Below are 17,870 nucleotides of genomic sequence, written 5' to 3'. Positions count from 1 at the left end.
GTTCGCCTGGGGCGGGTAGTGTTTTAGTTGTGCTTAAAGTCGCATTGACCGGTGGCATCGGAGCCGGTAAGAGCACGGTCGCGCAGAAGCTGTCGCAGCTCGGGGCGAGCGTCATCGACGCCGACGCCCTCTCCCGCGAAGTCGTGGCCCCCGATACGGAGGGCCTGGCCGCAGTCGTCTCACGCTTCGGCCCCGAGGTCTTGACCCCGGAGGGCGCGCTCGACCGCGCGAAACTCGCCTCGATCGTCTTCAACTCGCCGCCCGCCAGGGCCGAGCTCGAAGCGATCGTCCACCCGCGCGTCCGCGCCCGGGCCCGCGAGATCACCGATTCCCTGCCCGAGGACGCCATCGTCGTCCAAGACATCCCGCTCCTGGCCGAAACCGGCCAGGCGCCCGGCTTCCACCTCAACATCGACGTGGAAGCGCCGCGAGAGCTCCGGCTCGAACGGCTCGCCGCGCGCGGTCTCGACCGCGCCGACGCCCTCCGAAGGATCGACGCCCAGGCCTCCGACGCCGACCGCCGCGAAGTGTGCGACGTGGTCCTGTCCAACGGCGACGACGTCCACGAGCTGGAGCGGCGCGTCGCGCTGCTGTGGGACGAGCGGATCAAGCCGTTCGCCGAGAACCTCCAGCACGGGCACGCCGAGCGCCGGCCCGAGAAGCTCCAGTTCGTCGAGTCCGACCCGGCCTGGTTCCGCCGCTTCGAGCACCTGGCCGCGCGCCTGCGCCGCGTCATGGGCCCCAGCGCGGTCCGCATCGACCACGTCGGCTCCACGGCCGTGGCGAACCTGCCCGCCAAGGACGTCGTCGACATCCAGGTGACCGTCGTGTCCCTGCACGTCGTGGACGCCTTCGCCGAAGCGCTCGGCGACGCCGGGTTCTACGGCGGGGTGGGCTTCGACTCGCCCAAACCGGAGCACCCGGACCTCGCCCAGTGGGAGAAGCGCCTGTACGGCTACGCCGATCCCGGCAACGTCGCGCACATCCACTTCCGCTCGATCGACACGCCCGGCCAGCGGTTCGCGCTGCTGTTCCGCGACTGGCTGCGCGCCGACGCCCAGGCGCGGGCCGACTACGCCCAGGCCAAGGGCGTGCTCGCCGCCAGCGCCGACTCGGTCACCGACTACGCCGAGGCCAAGGAGCCCTGGTTCGACGCGGAGGGCTGGCCGCGCGCGAACGCCTGGGCCGCCGAGCACGGGTGGCACGCGCCGCTCTGCTGACAACCGTCCAATAGAGACATACCGGGCCCGCGGCGACGCCGCGGGCCCGGAGTCGTCTCCGGTCGCCCCGTATGTCACTCGACGTATCAGTAAGTTGACGGAATTGCAGGTATGATGCCCGGTGCCCGATTCTGATACGCTGAACAGTCGCGTTCGACGAGTCGTTCGACGACACCCATCCCATCTCGGCGGCGAGCTGCGGCAGTTCGCACGCCGATGTCAATCAGCTTGATCGAGTAGAGAAAGCATTCCCACCACAATGGATTCACCACTCAATCCATCGACCCCCGGCCCCCGGCCGGGCTCGCGCCACGCCAAGCGCCGCCCCGCGGCCGGCGTGCTCGGCCGCATCGGCCTCGGCCGCAAGAACGCCCGGTCCGAATGCCGGCACATCGACACGAAGATCAAGGACCCGCGCGACGTCCAGCGCGACGCGCGCGCCGCGATCCTCGACGCCAAGCAGAACAGCGAGGACCGCGACCGCGCCGTCCACGACCTGGCCCACGGCCCCGGCGCCGACGAGGTCTCGCGGTGGACGCTGCGCAACACCATCCAGGACCGCTACCGCGACCAGGGCCACCGGCTCGCCATGGCCGAGGAGTACCGCCGCTGCGAACCCGCGGCCGCGGTCGAGGCCCTGTTCCTGTTCGCCCTCGACGGCGGCAACGACCCCTTCGCGCGCCTCACGGCCGCACGGCTGATCGCCGACGAGACCCAGCAGCGCCTCGCCGTCCTGGTCATCGCCCGCTCCGCCGTCGACGCCGAATGCCGCCTGCGCGCGGCCGTCGCGCTCAAGCCGCTGGCCCCGCGCGACTCCGAGGAGTCCATCAAGGCCCTCGCCACCGACGCCGAGGTCAGCTTCGGGGTGCGCCTCGAAGCCGTCCGGGCCTGGGCGCCGGTCAACCGGACCGCCGCGGTCGAGGTGCTGTGGCAGATCGTCGGCTCCGCCGAGGCCCCGTGGATCCGGCGCATCACCGCCGCGGCCGAACTGGTCCTGCTGCGCGTCCGCGCCGCCTACAAGATCCTCCTCGACTGGGTGGAGAACCGCGAGCTGCCCGAGGAGGCCCGCACGCACCTGTTCGCGACCCTCAGCCGCCTGGAGGCGCAGCGCGCCGTCTGACGCCTGACGCACGACGGGCCCGGTCGATCGACCGGGCCCGCGGCGTTGTCCTTGCGGCTCAGCCGATCCGCTCCTCGACGGCGGCCGGGACCGGCACCATCGGGTAGTCCTCGTAGTCGACGTCGGCGCTGGCGACCCCGTAGTAGGTCATCATCTCCACTTCGGTCAGGCGCTCGTCGGCGACGTGGTAGCGGTACGCCGAGCGGCCCGGTTCGGCCGCGGCGTCGCCGTTGACGGGGAACTCGACGATCGACACCGGCTCGTCCTCGGTCCCGTCGGTGCGCAGCAGCCAGGCCTGCTCGGCGATCGCGTCCTCGTCGTCGCTCTCCTCGGCGGCCATCTCGAGCAGCCGGTACACCAGCGATTCGACCGCTCCGAAACTCGACGAGACGTCCTCGTCGGTGAGCTCGTGGATCTCCCAGCCCTCGGTCGGCGGCGTCTCGGGCAGCTCGCCGTCCTCGACCGCGAGGGTCGCGAACCCGCCGGGGCGCGCCAGCAGCAGCCGCTGCCCGTTCGCGTCGCTCAGGTGCAGGTACGCGGTCATGGTCCGCCAGTCGACCGACCCGGTACCGGTCGCGACCTGGTCGTCGCCGACCGGGACGCTGAGGGCGACCTCGGCGGACTCGGACCAGTTCTTCGCGCGCAGGTCCGCGATCGTCCCGGCCAGGTCCTCGTCGACCGCCTCGGGGGCGATCTGCGGACCGCCGAGCAGGTCGACGGGGACCAGGCCGGCGGCGTCGAAGGACACCTCGCGCAGGAAGTCGACCGCCGAGAGGTTCTCGGCGCCGGTGTTGACCTGGAAGCGGCGCAGGTTCCCGTCGCCGTCGAGCGAGTACAGGGCCTCCGGGGCCGCCTCGGGGGCCGCGCTCTCGCTGGCCTGCTCATCGGTCTCGACCATGATCGGGGCGCGGAACGAGTCGACCGCTTCCCCGTCGATGATGCCCTCCTCGCGCCAGACCGCGTCCTCGGCGAGCTTCGCCGGGTCGTCGGCCGCCTCGGCGGTCAGCGTGAACAGGGAGGACACCAGGATGTCCAGGGTCGTCTCCAGCTGCGTACCGGCGCCCGAGAGCATCGCCCGGGTCGTCCAGCCGTCCTCGGGGACGCGGACCTCGGCGAACGCGGGCTCGTCGTCGGCGCTGGTGGCGATCAGCCCCGGGACGGCCTGGACGAGTTCGTACCCGCCGGCCCCGTCGGGGACGCGCGCGTAGGCCATGGGGACCTGCCAGTCCAGGTAGCCGTCGACGGTGAGCGTCTCACCCTCGACCGGCAGGCTCATCCGCAGCGCGACCGGCGCGGCCTCGTGGTTCTTCTGGCGCATGCCCGCCAGCAGCGCGGCCTCCTCGTCGCTGACGGGCCGCTCGGCCTGCGAGTTGCCGGGGCTGCACGAGACGGCGAACCAGCCGGCCACGGCGACCGCGGCGATGATGGCGACGACCCACATCAGGGCCGATTTGAATGGAATCGAGGTAGTGGAGCTCACGCAGGGACCAACGAGTCGGAACCGGAAAAGTCACCGCCGGAGCCCGAGAGTGTCGGACCCCGGGGTTACCGTTGGGCCGTGGCATTCGATATTCCCCGCGCCGACGGGCGCTTCGAGGTGGTCAGCGAGTACCAGCCCTCCGGAGACCAGCCGACCGCGATCGCGCAGCTGGCCGAACGGGTGGGCTCGGGCGAGAGGGACACCGTGCTGCTGGGCGCCACCGGCACCGGCAAGTCCGCGACCTCGGCGTGGCTGATCGAGAAGCTCCAGCGCCCGGCCCTGGTCATGGCCCACAACAAGACCCTCGCCGCGCAGCTGGCCAAGGAGTTCCGCGAGCTGCTGCCCAACAACGCCGTCGAGTACTACGTCTCCTACTACGACTACTACCAGCCCGAGGCGTACGTCGCCCAGACCGACACCTACATCGAGAAGGACGCCTCGATCAACGAGGAGGTCGAGCGCCTGCGCCACCGCGCCACCTACTCGCTGCTGACGCGGCGCGACGTGGTCGTCGTCGCCACCGTCTCGGCGATCTACGGCCTGGCCACCCCCGCCGAGTACCTCGAACAGGCCACCGAGGTCGCCGTCGGCCAGGAGTGGGACCGCGACAAGCTGCTGCGCCGCCTCGTCGACGTCCAGTACGCCCGCAACGACATCGCCTTCACCCGCGGCACCTTCCGCGTCCGCGGCGACACCATCGAGATCATCCCCGCCTACGAAGAGCTCGCGATCCGCATCGAGATGTTCGGCGAGGAGATCGACCGGCTCTACTACCTGCACCCCATCACCGGCGACGTCATCCGCGAGGTCGACCGGGTCCTGATCTTCCCCGGCTCCCACTACGCCACCGGCGACGCCCGCATGAAGCGCGCCATCGGCGACATCGAGGTCGAACTCGAAGAGCGCCTGGCCGAACTCGAAGGCCAGGGCAAGCTCCTGGAGGCCCAGCGGCTGCGCATGCGCACCGTCTTCGACCTGGAGAACATGAAGCAGACCGGCACCTGCAACGGCATCGAGAACTACTCGCGGCACATCGACGGCCGCCCGGCCGGGTCGCCGCCGCACACGCTCCTGGACTACTTCCCCTCCGACTTCGTCACGATCATCGACGAGTCCCACCAGACCGTCCCCCAGATCGGCGCCATGTCCGAAGGCGACGCCTCCCGCAAGCGCAACCTCGTCGACCACGGCTTCCGCCTCCCCAGCGCCCAGGACAACCGGCCCCTGCGGTTCGACGAGTTCCGCGAGCGGGTCGGCCAGAGCGTGTACCTCTCGGCCACCCCCGGCAAATGGGAGATGGCCGAGACGAACGGCAAGTTCGTCGAGCAGGTCATCCGCCCCACCGGCCTGATCGACCCGCACGTGGAGGTCCGGCCCACCAAGGGCCAGATCGACGACCTCATGCACGAGATCCGCGAGCGGGCCAAGAAGGACGAGCGCGTCCTGGTCACCACCCTCACCAAGAAGATGGCCGAGGACCTCACCGACTACTTCCTCGACAACGGCATCCGCGTCCGCTACCTGCACTCCGAGGTCGAGACCCTGCGCCGCATCGAACTGCTCGGGGAGCTGCGCCGCGGCGACTACGACGTCCTGGTCGGCATCAACCTCCTCCGCGAGGGCCTCGACCTGCCCGAGGTCTCGCTCGTGGCGATCCTCGACGCCGACAAGGAGGGGTTCCTGCGCTCGGCGACCTCGCTGATTCAGACCATCGGCCGAGCCGCCCGCAACGTCTCGGGCACCGTGCTCATGTACGCCGACAACCTCACCGACTCCATGAAGGCCGCGCTCGACGAGACCGACCGGCGCCGCGAGAAGCAGGTCGCCTACAACACCGCGCACGGCATCGACCCGCAGCCGCTGCGCAAGCGCATCGGCGACATCATGGAGGACCTCTACGACTCCGCGGCCGAGACCGCGAAGCTCGTCGCCGCCGAACGCCCCGTCCGCGGCAAAGCCGCGAACACCAAGGGCGCGGGCAAGGTCCGCTCGGAGATCCTCCAGCAGATCGACGAACGCAACGAGCAGATGCTCACGGCCGCACGCGAACTGCGCTTCGAACTGGCCGCGGCCTACCGCGACGAGATCGCCGACCTCAAGCGCGAGCTGCGCGAGATCGAGCAGGCCGGCGGCTGAGCGCCTACCGCCAGGCGTTCACCAGGTCCTCGGCGCAGAACACCGCCGACCACGGGCCGGTCTCCGAGCGGGCGCGCGAGACGCCGATCAGCGGCGTCTCCGCGCCGGCCCCGGGCACCCGGGTCGCCGCGGCGGCCAGCGCCGTGAAGTCCTTGCGCGCCAACGGGGCGGTCTCGTGCCATTTGACCGACCCCAGGTACCCGACGCGCTTGGCGACCGGGCGCCGGTCGGCGCCGACGAGGTCGATCTCCACGTCGTTCGACCGCGTCCAGTAGCCGCCGACCTCCACCGCCGCGTCCGGGTCGCACCAGTCGGCGCCCTCGACCGGCACCAGCCGGGCCAGTGACTCGCGGACCAGGGGCTCGACCACCCGGCCGCGCCACGAAGGCCAGCTCGCCTCGATGCGTCGCTGGGCGCGGTCGGACCTGCCGCGCTCGATCACGCCCAGCAACGGGCGCACCAGGCCCAGCCAGAACCGCAGGTAGGAATCGGTGATCCGGTAGCGGGTCTCCTTGGAGGGCTTGGCCGACAGCGGCGTCTCGGCCGCCACGATGCCCTTCTCCACCAGGATCGCGAGCGCGCGCGAGAGGGTCATGCGGCTGATGTCGACGTCGCCGAGGATCGAGGTGAACGTCCGCTCGCCCGACGCGATCGACGCGAGCACATGGGGGGCATGGGCTTCGGGCGGGAACTCTCCGGCGAGCGTGAGTTCGCCCAGGGTGATGAACGGGCCGACCGGGTCGGCCAGTGCCGACTGGAGGAACCCGTCCAGGTTCGCCCCCTTCGGCCACTGGAGGCACAGGCGCGGCATCCCGCCGGTGACCAGGTGCGCGTCGATCGCCTGCGCGGGCGACAGTCCGGTCATGTCCTGCACGTCGGCCGGGGTCAGCGGCTCGATGAGGAACGGGTTGCCGCGCTGGTAGAACGGGCGCTCATAGGTGTTGAGCGCGTTCATGATCGACAGGTCCGAGCCCACCAGCAGGAGCAGCACCGGCTTGCGGGACATGACCCGGTCCCACACCGTCTGGAGCGTGCCTTCGAAGCCGGGCACCTGCTCGGTGAGGTACGGGAGCTCGTCGAGGACGACGATGCTGGGGCGGTCGGCGGGGAGGATCTGCGCCAGCAGCTGCATGGCGCTGTGCCAGGTGGGCGGCGGGGTCTCGAAGACGTCGGCCTCGGGGAGGTCGGAGGCGAGGACGACCTGCGTGAAGTCGTAGAGCTCCAGCGCCGGGGGGATCCCGGAGGCGGTGAAGTACGCCGAGGGCGCGTCGGTGCGGCGCAGGAACTCCTCGATGAGCCGCGACTTGCCGACGCGGCGGCGGCCGCGGATGATCAGGCACTGCCCGGTGCCGCCGTCCTCGACGGCGTCCCAGGTGCGCCGGAGCTGGGCGAGCTCGCGCTCGCGGCCGAAGAACTCCATCCACGCCTCCTGAAGAGTATAGAAAACGGTACTCTACAAGAGTATACTGTATCTTGAAAGAGTATCGTTGACTATACTTTTAGTCGATGTCGGCGACGTGCTCGACGAACGGCGGTGCTGCGAAGAACGGGCCGATCGCCTCGCGCCACTTGGGGAACCGGTCGGTCTCGCGGAAGCCCTGCTCGTGGGCCTCGACGGAGTCCCACTCGATGAGGAGCACGAAGCGGCCCGGGTTCTCCACGCCCTGGGTCATGCGCATCGAGCGCAGACCGGGGGAGACCTCGACGAAGGTGCGGGCGGTGCGGTACGCCTCCTTGAAGGCGTCCTCCTGGCCGGGGGTGATCTTGATTTCAGCGACTTCCAGAACCATGCGCGGAGCCTCCCACAGGATTCCTCACACTCCGTGCACCCGCGGTACTGTCGAGAGAGAAGTCACAAATCTGACTGGTGACAAGTCGGATTCCGGCAGGCAGAATAGTCGCGTCTGTTCAAAATCAGGTATGTGGGGAGTATCCCGCAGCGCCAAGCGCTGTTAGCGTCGTCGTCAATGCACGGGACCGCCATCGGTCCCCGGTGACGCTGGTCCGTCAGGATCGGGAGAGACCATGTGACCCTCCAGATGTCAAGGAAGGCAACACATTGGAACTCCCGGCCTGGGCCTGGGCGCTGACCATGATCGGTCTCGCCTCAGTCGTCGTGTTCGACCTGGTGATGGCGGTCCGCAACCCCCACAAACTCTCCACGAAGGAATCGGCGACGTGGGCCGGCGTCTACGTCGGCGCGGCACTGCTGTTCGGCGCGCTCATCCTCATCACTGAAGGCCCCCAGTTCGGCGGCGAGTTCTACGCCGGCTACCTCACCGAACTGGCGCTCTCGGTCGACAACCTCTTCGTCTTCCTGCTGATCATCCAGTCCTTCAAGGTCCCCGACGCGCTCCAGTCCCGGGTGCTGCTGGTGGGCATCGTCCTGTCGATCATCCTGCGCGGCGGGTTCATCGCGGTCGGCTCGGTCCTCATCGAGCGCTTCAGCTGGGTCTTCCTCATCTTCGGCGCGATCCTCATCTGGACCGCGTGGGGCCAGCTGCGCGACAAGGGCGGCCACGACGAGGACATGCCGCAGAACGGGTTCATGCGCTTCGCCGAGTCGCGCCTGCGCGTGGCCCCCGACTACGACGGCGGCAAGCTCTCGACCCGCATCAACGGCGTCAAGTACGTCACGCCGCTGCTGCTGGCGATGCTCGCGATCGGCTCGACCGACATCCTGTTCGCCCTCGACTCGATCCCGGCGATCTTCGGCCTGACCCAGGAGCCCTACCTGGTCTTCACCGCCACGATCTTCGCGCTCATGGGCCTGCGCCAGCTGTACTTCCTGCTGGCGGCCCTGCTCAAGTCGCTCAAGGGCCTCTCGCTGGGCCTGGCCGCGATCCTGGGCTGGATCGGCGTCAAGCTCGTCCTGCACGGCCTGCACGAGAACCAGCTGCCGTTCATCAACGGCGGCGAGCACATCGACTCGATCCCCGAGATCCCGACCGCGCTCTCCCTGGGCGTCATCGCCGGCGTCCTGACCCTGGTCGTCGTCGCCAACGCGATCATCCTGCGCCGCGAGGGCAAGACCTGGAAGGAGCTGTTCGCCGAGGCCGAGGCCGAGCAGCACGTCCCGGCCACCGCGGGCGCCGAGAAGCTCTAGCGAAACACGGAACGGCCCGCCTCCATCGTCACGGAGGCGGGCCGTTCTCGTGCGTCTAGGCCCTGACGGGCAGGCGCCGGCACGCGGTGATGCGCGCCAGCTCGGAGTCCTTGAGCGACTCGGCCACGACCTTGCCGTAGACCGGCGAGGAGAAGATCACCTCGGGCAGGTCGGACTGGCTGCGCTCGGCCATGATCGCCGGGGTCTTCGGGTCGCCGCCGTGTTCGAGGAACACCAGGTCGCCCGGGTGCAGGTCCTCGAAGGCCACGCCCTCGCCCGACTCGATGAGCGCCTCGTTGAAGCGCGGCACGTCGATCCCCAACTGGCGGTAGACGATCCACACCAGCCCGGGGGAGTCGATGCCGTAGGCGCTGACGCCGCCGTGCAGGTAGGGGATCTCCAGCAGCTGCTGGGCGAGCTTGACCGCGTCCAGGCCCGCGGCGACCATCGCCGTCGAGGGCGCCGACAGGTCCGCGGCAGGCTCGGCCGTGAGGTCGCGCTGGGGCACCCAGCCGGGCTGCTGCGGCCCCGGCAGGGCCACGGGCACCCAGCCCCGGTACGCCTCGCCCACGACCCGCAGGCGCGTCCCCAGGGTCACCCCGGGGATCGACACGTCCCCGCCGGGCTCGTCGCGCACCGCCGTGGCGGTGGCGCTGACGAGGTACTCGGTGCCGCCGGTGCTGGAGTCGGCGGGGTGCACGAGCTGGTCGAGGGGGACCCAGCCGGTGGTCTCCTGCGACGGGCAGGTGACCTTCGCCCAGCCGTCGGCGACCTGCTCGACGTCGACGCGGGTGCCGAGGAGGCACTGGGTGCGCACGCGTCCCTTGAGGCCGTTGGCGCGGATGTCGTTGGTGAGCCGGGCGACCCATTCGCGGATGGCGGACGGCACGCCCAGTGCGAGCCGGTCCTCGGGCCCGGCGGCGGAGGGCTGGGCCCAGAGGGTCGCGACTGCCACGGCGATCAACGCCGGCTGTCCAGGTGCGATCGGCACGGTTGATTCTCTCCGGATGGTTCGGGCGGTTCACAATTGGAGACGCGAGCAGGGGGGATCTCCACCAGCCCGCCGCGTCCTTCGCAGCACCGACCACCCACTGTAGCAAGTGTAGGCGGATCGCGACGCTCCGGCCTGAGCGTGATGTCGGGAGGGCATTCCGCCCGATACCACCCGCACCATCGGAAAGTCCCGCAACCCCCGGCTGTGGCAAGATCTTGCCATGACCGCACTCCAGGACGCCCTCGCACGACTCTCCGCCGCCGCCGATTCCGGCACCGTCCCCGAGGCGGCCGACCTGGAGGCCGTCCTCGCGAGCGGCGACGCCGAGCTGATGGACGTGGTCGCCGCCGCCGCGCGACTGCGCTTCCGCCACTTCGGGAACACGGTCAAGCTCAACTACCTCGTCAACCTCAAGAGCGGCCTGTGTCCCGAGGACTGCAACTACTGCTCCCAGCGCCTGGGCTCCAAGGCCGACGTCCTCAAGTACACCTGGCTCACCCCCGAGCAGGCCGCCGACGCCGCGGCCGCGGGCGTCGCGGGCGGGGCCTCGCGCGTGTGCCTGGTCGCCAGCGGGCGCGGTCCGACCGATATGGACGTCGAGCGGGTCGGCAAGACCATCGCCGCGGTCAAGGGCGCCGCCCCCGGCGTCGAGGTGTGCGCGTGCCTGGGCCTGCTCAAGGACGGCCAGGCCGAGCGCCTCGCCGACCTCGGCGCCGACGCGTACAACCACAACCTCAACACCTCCGAGGACACGTACGCCGAGATCTGCTCGACCCACACCTTCGCCGACCGCGTCGACACCGTCAACGCCGCCCACGGCGCCGGCCTCTCCCCGTGCTCGGGCCTGATCGCCGGGATGGGGGAGTCCGACGCCGACCTCGTCTCGGTCGCCCTGGGCCTGCGCGGCCTGGACGTCGACTCGATCCCGGTCAACTTCCTGCTGCCCTTCGAGGGCACGCCCATGGAGGCCAAGTGGGACCTGGACCCGCGCCGGTGCCTGCGCATCCTGGCGATGGTCCGCCTCGCCAACCCCGCCGCCGAGGTCCGCCTCGCCGCCGGGCGCGAAGTGCACCTGCGCACCCTCCAGGCCACGGCCCTCCAGGTCGTCAACTCGATCTTCCTGGGCGACTACCTCACCAGCGAGGGCCAGGCCGCCAAGGACGACCTCGCCCTCATCGCCGACGCCGGCCTGGTCCCGCTCGGCCTGGACGCCGTGCCGGAGGAGGTCCGCGAGGTCGTCAAGCCCCGCCGCCGCGGCGCCGGCACCGACGTCGCCCCCAACGCCTGAGGTCGCCGAACACGACGACGGCCCCCGGCATCGCGCCGGGGGCCGCCTGCGTTTCGGTCTACTTGACGGCGGTCGTGGACTCGCGCACGACCAGTTCCGTCGCCAGTTCCAGGCGCGGGGAGTCGATCTCGTTGCCCGCGGCCATCTCCAGGACGGTGCGGGCGGCGAGGGCGCCCATCTCGGCCAGGGGCTGGCGGACCGTGGTCAGGGGCGGGGAGGTCCAGCGCGACTCGGGCAGGTCGTCGAAGCCGACGATGGAGACGTGCTCGGGGATGCGGAGCCCGGCCTGGCGGATCGCCTCGTAGGCGCCGAAGGCCATCTGGTCGGAGGAGGCGAAGATCGCCGTCGGCGGCTCCTCCAGGCGCACCAGGGAGTTGGCGGCGTCGAAGCCGGACTGGTGGTAGAAGTCGCCGTCGTAGACCAGGGCCGGGTCGAACACGATGTCGGCGGCCTCCAGGGCGGCGCGGTAGCCGTCGAAGCGGGCGCGCGAGCACAGGACCTGCTTGGGGCCGTGGATGAAGCCGATCCTGCGGTGGCCCAGGGAGATCAGGTGCTCGGTCGCGGCCAGGCCGCCGGCCCAGTTCGTCGCGCCGATCGCGGGGGCGTCCATCGTGGGCCCGCCGGAGGGGTCGAGGACCACCATCGGGACGCCCAGGTGGCGCAGCTGCTCCAGGATCGGGGACGCGAGCTGGGAGACGACCAGGATGACGCCGTCGGAGGCGCGGGTGCGGAGGTTGTCGAGCCACTGCTCGGTCGAGGCCCGGCGCCGGTGGACGGCGGAGACGACGGTACCGACTCCGGCCGCGTGGGCCGCGTCCTCGACGCCGCGGATGATCTCCACGGCCCAGGGGCTGTCGAGCTCGTTGAACACCAGGTCGACCAGGCGGGCGCGGCTGGGCGTCCGGGTCGAGCGGCGCCGCTGGTACCCGCGCTCGTTCAGCAGCTCCTCGACGCGGCGGCGGGTCTCGGGGGCGACGTCGGAGCGGCCGTTGATGACCCGTGACACCGTCGGCACGCTGACGCCGGCCTCGTCGGCGATGGCGCGGATGGTGATCCGCCCGTGTTCGGCTTCGCTCAAGGGTCTTCTCCTGGTCCGGTGACAACGGTTCGCCTGCACATCCTATAGCGCGCCTCCCCGGCTCCCGGAGCGCGCCCGAAAGTTTCGGTAGGAAGTCCTCAAACAGGGTGCTGGGCAAACGCATCCCAACGTCAGATTGACGCTAGAACTGAGGCTTCATCAATGTTATGGTGTGCGAACCTGTATCGAAAACGATCAGAAAAGTTTCAGAAACTATCGGCCCGGAACCGGCAGCCTCGGCGCACGCCGGGCCGTTTGAGCGGAGCAGCATGGACACCGACACCCCTGTGGAGGCGGCCGAACGGGCCGCCGGGCTGGTCAAGCGGATGACCCTCGAAGAGAAGTGCGCGCAGCTGTCGAGCCTGTGGCGCGGAGTCGAGGCCGACGCCGGCGACATGGCCCCCCACCAGAGCGAGCAGACCGGCGCCGCCGCCGAGTCCGACCCCCTCGCCCACGGCCTCGGCCAGCTCACCCGCCCCTTCGGCTCGGCCCGCGTCGACCCCGCCGCCGGCGCCGCCCGACTCGCCGAACTCCAGGCCCGCATCCGCTCCACCAGCCGCTTCGGCATCGCCGCCCTCGCCCACGACGAATGCCTCGCCGGCTTCATGGCCTACGGCGCCACCGTCTTCCCCACCGCCCTCGCCTGGGGCGCCACCTTCGACCCCGACCTGGTCGCCGCCATGGCCCGCCAGATCGCCACCGCCATGCGCTCGGTCGGCATCCACCAGGGACTCGCCCCCGTCCTCGACGTCGTGGCCGACTCCCGCTGGGGCCGAACCGAAGAGACCATCGGCGAGGACCCCTACCTCACCGGCGTCCTCGGCACCGCCTACGTCACCGGCCTCCAGGACGCGGGCGTCGTCGCCACCCTCAAGCACTTCGCCGGGTACTCCGCCTCCCACGCCGCCCGCAACTTCGGCCCGGTCTACCTGGGCCCCAGGCAGTTCGCCGAGACCTACCTGACCCCCTTCGAGATGGCCGTGCGCCTGGGCCGCGCCAAGTCCGTCATGCCCTCCTACGCCGCCAACGACGGCGTCCCCTCCCACGCCAACACCCGCCTGCTCACCGGCATCCTCCGCGAGGAGTGGGGCTTCGAGGGCACCATCGTCGGCGACTACTTCGCCGTCAACTTCCTCAACTCCCTGCACGGCATCGCCGCCGACCGCTCCGCCGCCGCCGCGCTGGCCCTGAACGCCGGCGTCGACGTCGAACTGCCCGGCGCCGACTGCTTCGGCGAACCGCTCCGCGCGGCCGTCGCCGACGGGTCCGTCGAGGAGAAGACCCTCGACCGCGCCGTCGAGCGCGTCCTGACCCAGAAGATCGAACTCGGCCTGCTCGACGAACTCCCCGCCGCATCGGGCACTGTGGACCTCGACCCGCCCGAGGCCCGCGCGCTCGCCGCCGAGGTCGCCCGCAAGTCGATCGTGCTGCTCGCCAACGACGGCACCCTCCCGCTGACCGAGGCCCCCGCGCGCCTCGCCCTCCTCGGCCCCGTCGCCGCCGACCCCGCCGCCATGCTCGGCTGCTACTCCTTCCCCAACCACCACATGCGGTACGACCCCGAATCGGGCGAGCCCTACCCCGAGGTCGACACCGGCGTCGCCATCGCCACCCTCGCCGACCGCCTCGCGATCGACCTGCCCGGCAGCGTGATCGAGCACGTGCCCGGCGGCTGGGTCCTGGAGGCCACCGACACCGAGATCGCCGCCGCCGCCAACGCCGCAGCGGCCGCCGACCTCGCCGTCATCGCCGTCGGCGACCGCTCCAGCCTCTTCGGGCGCGGCACCTCCGGCGAAGGCTGCGACGCCCCCGACCACGCGCTCCCCGGACGCCAGAGCGAACTCCTCGAAGCCGTCCTCGACTCCGGCACCCCCACCGTCGTCGTCGTCATCTCCGGGCGCCCCTACGCCCTCGGCACCGCCCCCGAACGCGCCGCCGCCATCGTCCAGGCGTTCCTGCCCGGCGAAGAGGGCGCCGACGCCATCAGCGCGATCCTCACCGGCGCCGCCGCGCCCGAGGGCCGCCTGCCCGTGGGCATCCCGGCCCGCCGCGACTCCCCGCCCGCGACCTACCTCGGCCCCCAGCTGGCCCGCCGCTCCGAGGTCTCCTCGGTCGACCCCACCGCCCGGTACGCCTTCGGCCACGGCCTGACCTACACCGAGTTCGCCTGGGACGCACCGCAGCTGCTCTCCGGCCCCGAGACCGCCCCCGACGGGCGGATCGAGGTCGCCGTCCGCGTCGCCAACACCGGCGAGCGCGCCGGCACCGAGGTCGTCCAGCTCTACCTCCACGACCCCGTCGCCACCACCGTCCGCCCCGTTCAGCGCCTGGTCGGCTTCGCCCGACTCGACCTCGACCCCGGCGAGGCCGCGACCGCGCACTTCGCCGTCCCGGTCGACCTGGCCGCGCTCATCGGCCTCGACGGCCAGTGGACCGTCGAATCCGGGGCGCTCGAACTGCGCCCGGCCCGCTCCGCGGCCGACACCACCGCGGGCGTCACGGTCGAGGTGACCGGCGAGCGCCGCATCGAGCCCGGGGCCCGCGCGCTGGCGACCCAGGTCACTGTCGAGCGCGCTGTCCGCTAGTATTGCCAGCGACGCTGGAAAACGTTTACCGAACCTCCGTGCTGAAGGAGCCCCCTGTGTCCTCCACCTACCGCCTCGCCATCGTCGGCACCGGCGGCATCGCCCACCTGCACGCCGACGAACTGCGCAAACACGTCTCCGGCCGCATCGAACTCGTCGCCGCCGTCGACCCCGACACGGCGCGTCTGGACGCGTTCAAGGACAAGTTCGGCGTCGCGGCCGGCTACGCCTCGATCGAGGAGCTCCTCGCGAACGAGGAGCTCGACCTGGTCGACCTGTGCACCCCGCCGGTCGCCCACGCGCCCGGCGCGATCGCCGCCCTCGAAGCCGGCGTCGGCGTCGTCTGCGAGAAGCCCCCGGCGCTCAGCCTGGAGGAGTTCGACCGGGTCGCCGCCGCCGCGGCCGCCTCCAGCGCCGACTTCGCCGTCATCTCCCAGCACCGCTTCGGCTCCGCGGCCGAACGCGTGCGCAACATGATGGCCTCCGGCGTCCTCGGCCGCCTCGCCGTCGCCAAATGCGACACCCTCTGGTTCCGGCCCGAGGAGTACTTCGCCGTCGAATGGCGCGGCCGCTGGGAGACCGAGGGCGGGGGCCCGACCATGGGCCACGGCATCCACCAGATCGACACGCTCCTGTCCATCGTCGGCCCCTGGTCCGAAGTGGTCGCCACCGCGCACCGCCACCGCCGCCAGACCAACACCGAGGACGTCTCGCACGCGATCGTCACCCTCGCCTCCGGCGCCTCGGTCGTCATCACCAACTCGCTGCTGTCCCCCCGCGAGGTCTCCCAGATCCGCCTCGACTTCGACACCGCCACCGTCGAACTCGACCACCTCTACGGCTACGGCGACGACAACTGGAAGATCCACCCCATCGAATCGGCCGCCGACGACGTCCAGCGCGCCTGGGCCGGCGAACCGCGCGGCCAGGGCTCGGGCCACGGCGCCCAGTTCAAGCGCATCGCCGACGCCCTCGACGGCCGAGGCACCCCGCCCGTCACCCTCGAAGACGCCCGCCGCACCCTCGAACTGCTCGCCGCCATCTACGCCTCGGCGTTCACCGGCAAGCGCGTCCGGGCCGGCGACATCGACCCCACCTCCCCGTTCTACCAGCGCATGGACGGCTCAGGCACCCCCTGGCCCGACCTCAAGTGACCGACCGTACCGACCACACCGGAGAGACATCGATGACGCTGCAACTCGACGACAACGGCACCGCGCTCTCGATCACCAAGGGCGACCTGGAGATCCTGCGCTACGTCTACCGACCCGACAACGACCAGTTCGAATCCCCCCGCCCCTACTTCGAGCCCCTCCGCGACCTCGCCGGACGCCAGGTCAGCCTCTACCGCCCCCACGACCACGTGTGGCACAAGGGCATCGCCCTCTCCCTGCCCAACGCCGGACCCGAGAACTTCTGGGGCGGGCGCACCTTCCGCCGCGACCTCGGCTACGTCGACGAGAAGAACGACGGCGCCATGGTCCACCAGGAGTTCACGCAGCTCACCGCCGACGAGACCGGCGTCAAGGCCGTCGAGCGCCTCGACTGGATCACCGAGGACGGGCGCCACTTCTTCTCCGAGACCCGCGCCTTCGCGATCACCGTCCTGTCCGACGACACCTGGGTACTGTCGTTCTCGACCGCGTTCACCAACGACACCAAGGACACCGTCGTCATGGGCAGCCCCACCACCGAAGGGCGCGAGAACGCCGGCTACGGCGGCTTCTTCTGGCGCGGACCGCGCTCCTTCACCGAAGGCCGCGTCTACACCGCCGACGGCGAAGGCGGCGACGAGCTCATGGGCGTCCGCGGCGACTGGATGGCCTTCCGCGGCGCGCACGACTCCGTCGACGCCGCCTCCACCCTCGTCTTCACCGACCACCCCGCCAACCCCGGCGCCCCCGTCAAGTGGTTCGTCCGCTCGACGCCCTTCGCCGCGGTCTGCCCCGCCCCCTTCTTCGACACCGAGCTGCCGATGGCCCCCGGCGACACCGTGACCCTGCGCCACGCCGTCGCGATCGTCAACGGTGACACCGGAGTCGACGGCGCCGCCAAGACCGCCGCGCTCGCCGCCGCCGAACTCGCGAAACTCGACTAGCCGTGGCCGGATTCCCCGGCGGCACCGCCGTCTCCCTCGTCACCGTCTACGACTGGCCGGCCGTCGACGGCCAGGCCGGCGGCTCCCCGCACCTGCACACCGCCTCCACCGAGGGCTACGTCGTCACCGCCGGGACCGGCGCGGTCGAGACGCTCTCCGGCGACGGCTACGAGCGGCGCGACCTCGCCCGCGGCACCGTCCTGTGGTTCACCCCCGGCACGGTCCACCGCCTCGTCAACGGCTCCGGGGACCTCCAGCTCGTCGTGGTCATGTCCAACGCGGGCATCCCCGAGGCCGGCGACGCCGTTTTCACCTTCCCCGAAGACGTCCTCGCCGACCCGAAGGCCTACAACGCCGCCGCGACCGCACCCGCCGCCCCCGGCCTCACCGAGCCCGAACGCGGCGAAGCCACCCGCAAGCGCCGCGACCTCGCCGTCGAGGGCTACCTCGCCCTGCGCGAACGCGTCGAGAAGGAAGGCGCCGATGCCATGCAGCCGCTGTGGGACCGCGCCGCCCGCATCGTCGCCGACCGCACCGACACGTGGCGAGGGCTCTGGGCCGACGGACCCAAGGCCCAGGCCGACGCCACCGGCGCCCACCTCGACGCCCTCGCCCGAGCCGAATCGGCCCACCTGTGCGACGCCCACGTCGGCTCCGCCGGCGACGCCGTCGGCAAGTGGGGCATGTGCGGCCGCCTCGAAACCTGGGACCTGCGCCCCTGACCCACTAGACGCATCAGGGCCGGGTGTTCGCCAAGTGAACGCC

The 17,870-nt window shown here is 71.1% G+C and carries 14 protein-coding genes; 9 read left to right on the top strand and 5 right to left on the bottom strand.

Translation table 11 applies throughout. The features are described from left to right. The first annotated feature begins 29 nt into the window (after positions 1 to 29). Positions 30 to 1,220 (top strand): dephospho-CoA kinase, encoded by a 1,191-nt coding sequence (coaE, locus tag DI269_RS26345; RefSeq protein ID WP_112141594.1) that lies wholly within the window; start codon positions 30 to 32, stop codon positions 1,218 to 1,220. Between the two features lie 259 nt (positions 1,221 to 1,479). Next, the gene (locus tag DI269_RS26340; RefSeq protein WP_112141592.1) at positions 1,480 to 2,340 is read left to right on the top strand and encodes a hypothetical protein; all 861 of its coding nucleotides are present in this window, start codon (positions 1,480 to 1,482) and stop codon (positions 2,338 to 2,340) included. Positions 2,341 to 2,398: 58 nt separating this feature from the next. Here DI269_RS26340 and DI269_RS26335 read toward each other — a convergent pair whose 3' ends face one another. Next, positions 2,399 to 3,820, bottom strand: a complete 1,422-nt coding sequence (locus DI269_RS26335) for a hypothetical protein (protein WP_157975230.1) — start codon at positions 3,818 to 3,820, stop codon at positions 2,399 to 2,401. A 78-nt stretch (positions 3,821 to 3,898) separates the two neighbouring features. Between DI269_RS26335 and uvrB the strand changes: the two genes are divergently transcribed. Next, entirely contained in the window at positions 3,899 to 5,956 is a 2,058-nt protein-coding gene (gene uvrB, locus DI269_RS26330) for an excinuclease ABC subunit UvrB (protein ID WP_112141588.1), read from the top strand. Positions 5,957 to 5,960: 4 nt separating this feature from the next. On the opposite strand, the gene DI269_RS26325 is transcribed toward uvrB, so the two are convergent. Both DI269_RS26325 and DI269_RS26320 read right to left on the bottom strand, forming a co-directional pair. Beyond that, positions 5,961 to 7,376 (bottom strand): ATP-binding protein, encoded by a 1,416-nt coding sequence (locus DI269_RS26325; RefSeq protein WP_112141586.1) that lies wholly within the window; start codon positions 7,374 to 7,376, stop codon positions 5,961 to 5,963. 79 nt (positions 7,377 to 7,455) lie between these two features. After that, on the bottom strand, positions 7,456 to 7,746 hold the full coding sequence (locus DI269_RS26320; protein WP_112141584.1) for an antibiotic biosynthesis monooxygenase family protein: 291 nt from the start codon (positions 7,744 to 7,746) through the stop codon (positions 7,456 to 7,458). A 269-nt stretch (positions 7,747 to 8,015) separates the two neighbouring features. Here DI269_RS26320 and DI269_RS26315 point away from each other — a divergent pair, with 269 nt between their 5' ends. Further along, positions 8,016 to 9,062, top strand: coding sequence for a TerC/Alx family metal homeostasis membrane protein (locus DI269_RS26315; protein ID WP_232822912.1), 1,047 nt, complete (start codon positions 8,016 to 8,018; stop codon positions 9,060 to 9,062). A gap of 55 nt (positions 9,063 to 9,117) precedes the next feature. Here DI269_RS26315 and DI269_RS26310 read toward each other — a convergent pair whose 3' ends face one another. Next, complete coding sequence (locus DI269_RS26310; RefSeq protein ID WP_198667772.1) at positions 9,118 to 10,017, bottom strand: C40 family peptidase; 900 nt, start codon at positions 10,015 to 10,017, stop codon at positions 9,118 to 9,120. A gap of 259 nt (positions 10,018 to 10,276) precedes the next feature. On the opposite strand from DI269_RS26310, the gene bioB reads away from it, so the two are divergent. Next, positions 10,277 to 11,344, top strand: coding sequence for a biotin synthase BioB (gene bioB / locus DI269_RS26305; RefSeq protein WP_112141580.1), 1,068 nt, complete (start codon positions 10,277 to 10,279; stop codon positions 11,342 to 11,344). A gap of 58 nt (positions 11,345 to 11,402) precedes the next feature. On the opposite strand, the gene DI269_RS26300 is transcribed toward bioB, so the two are convergent. Further along, positions 11,403 to 12,422: a LacI family DNA-binding transcriptional regulator gene (locus tag DI269_RS26300; RefSeq protein WP_112141578.1), complete on the bottom strand. Its 1,020-nt coding sequence runs from the start codon at positions 12,420 to 12,422 to the stop codon at positions 11,403 to 11,405. A 269-nt stretch (positions 12,423 to 12,691) separates the two neighbouring features. Between DI269_RS26300 and DI269_RS26295 the strand changes: the two genes are divergently transcribed. From DI269_RS26295 to DI269_RS26280, 4 genes are read left to right on the top strand one after another with little or no spacing between them, the layout of a single operon-like run. Next, positions 12,692 to 15,007 (top strand): beta-glucosidase family protein, encoded by a 2,316-nt coding sequence (locus DI269_RS26295; RefSeq protein ID WP_198667771.1) that lies wholly within the window; start codon positions 12,692 to 12,694, stop codon positions 15,005 to 15,007. Between the two features lie 56 nt (positions 15,008 to 15,063). After that, positions 15,064 to 16,161 carry a Gfo/Idh/MocA family protein gene (locus DI269_RS26290; protein ID WP_198667770.1) on the top strand — a complete coding sequence of 366 codons (1,098 nt, stop codon included), beginning with the start codon at positions 15,064 to 15,066 and terminating at the stop codon, positions 16,159 to 16,161. 32 nt (positions 16,162 to 16,193) lie between these two features. Further along, positions 16,194 to 17,105 carry a DUF6807 domain-containing protein gene (locus DI269_RS26285; protein WP_112141572.1) on the top strand — a complete coding sequence of 304 codons (912 nt, stop codon included), beginning with the start codon at positions 16,194 to 16,196 and terminating at the stop codon, positions 17,103 to 17,105. Between the two features lie 2 nt (positions 17,106 to 17,107). Further along, positions 17,108 to 17,827, top strand: coding sequence for a cupin domain-containing protein (locus tag DI269_RS26280; RefSeq protein ID WP_112141570.1), 720 nt, complete (start codon positions 17,108 to 17,110; stop codon positions 17,825 to 17,827). Positions 17,828 to 17,870: the final 43 nt, after the last annotated feature.

The sequence above is a fragment of the Glycomyces dulcitolivorans genome (genome assembly GCF_003265355.1).
GTDB lineage: Bacteria > Actinomycetota > Actinomycetes > Mycobacteriales > Micromonosporaceae > Glycomyces > Glycomyces dulcitolivorans.
Note: the sequence above shows the minus strand (reverse complement) of the source record. Positions and strands in the feature narration are given on the sequence as shown.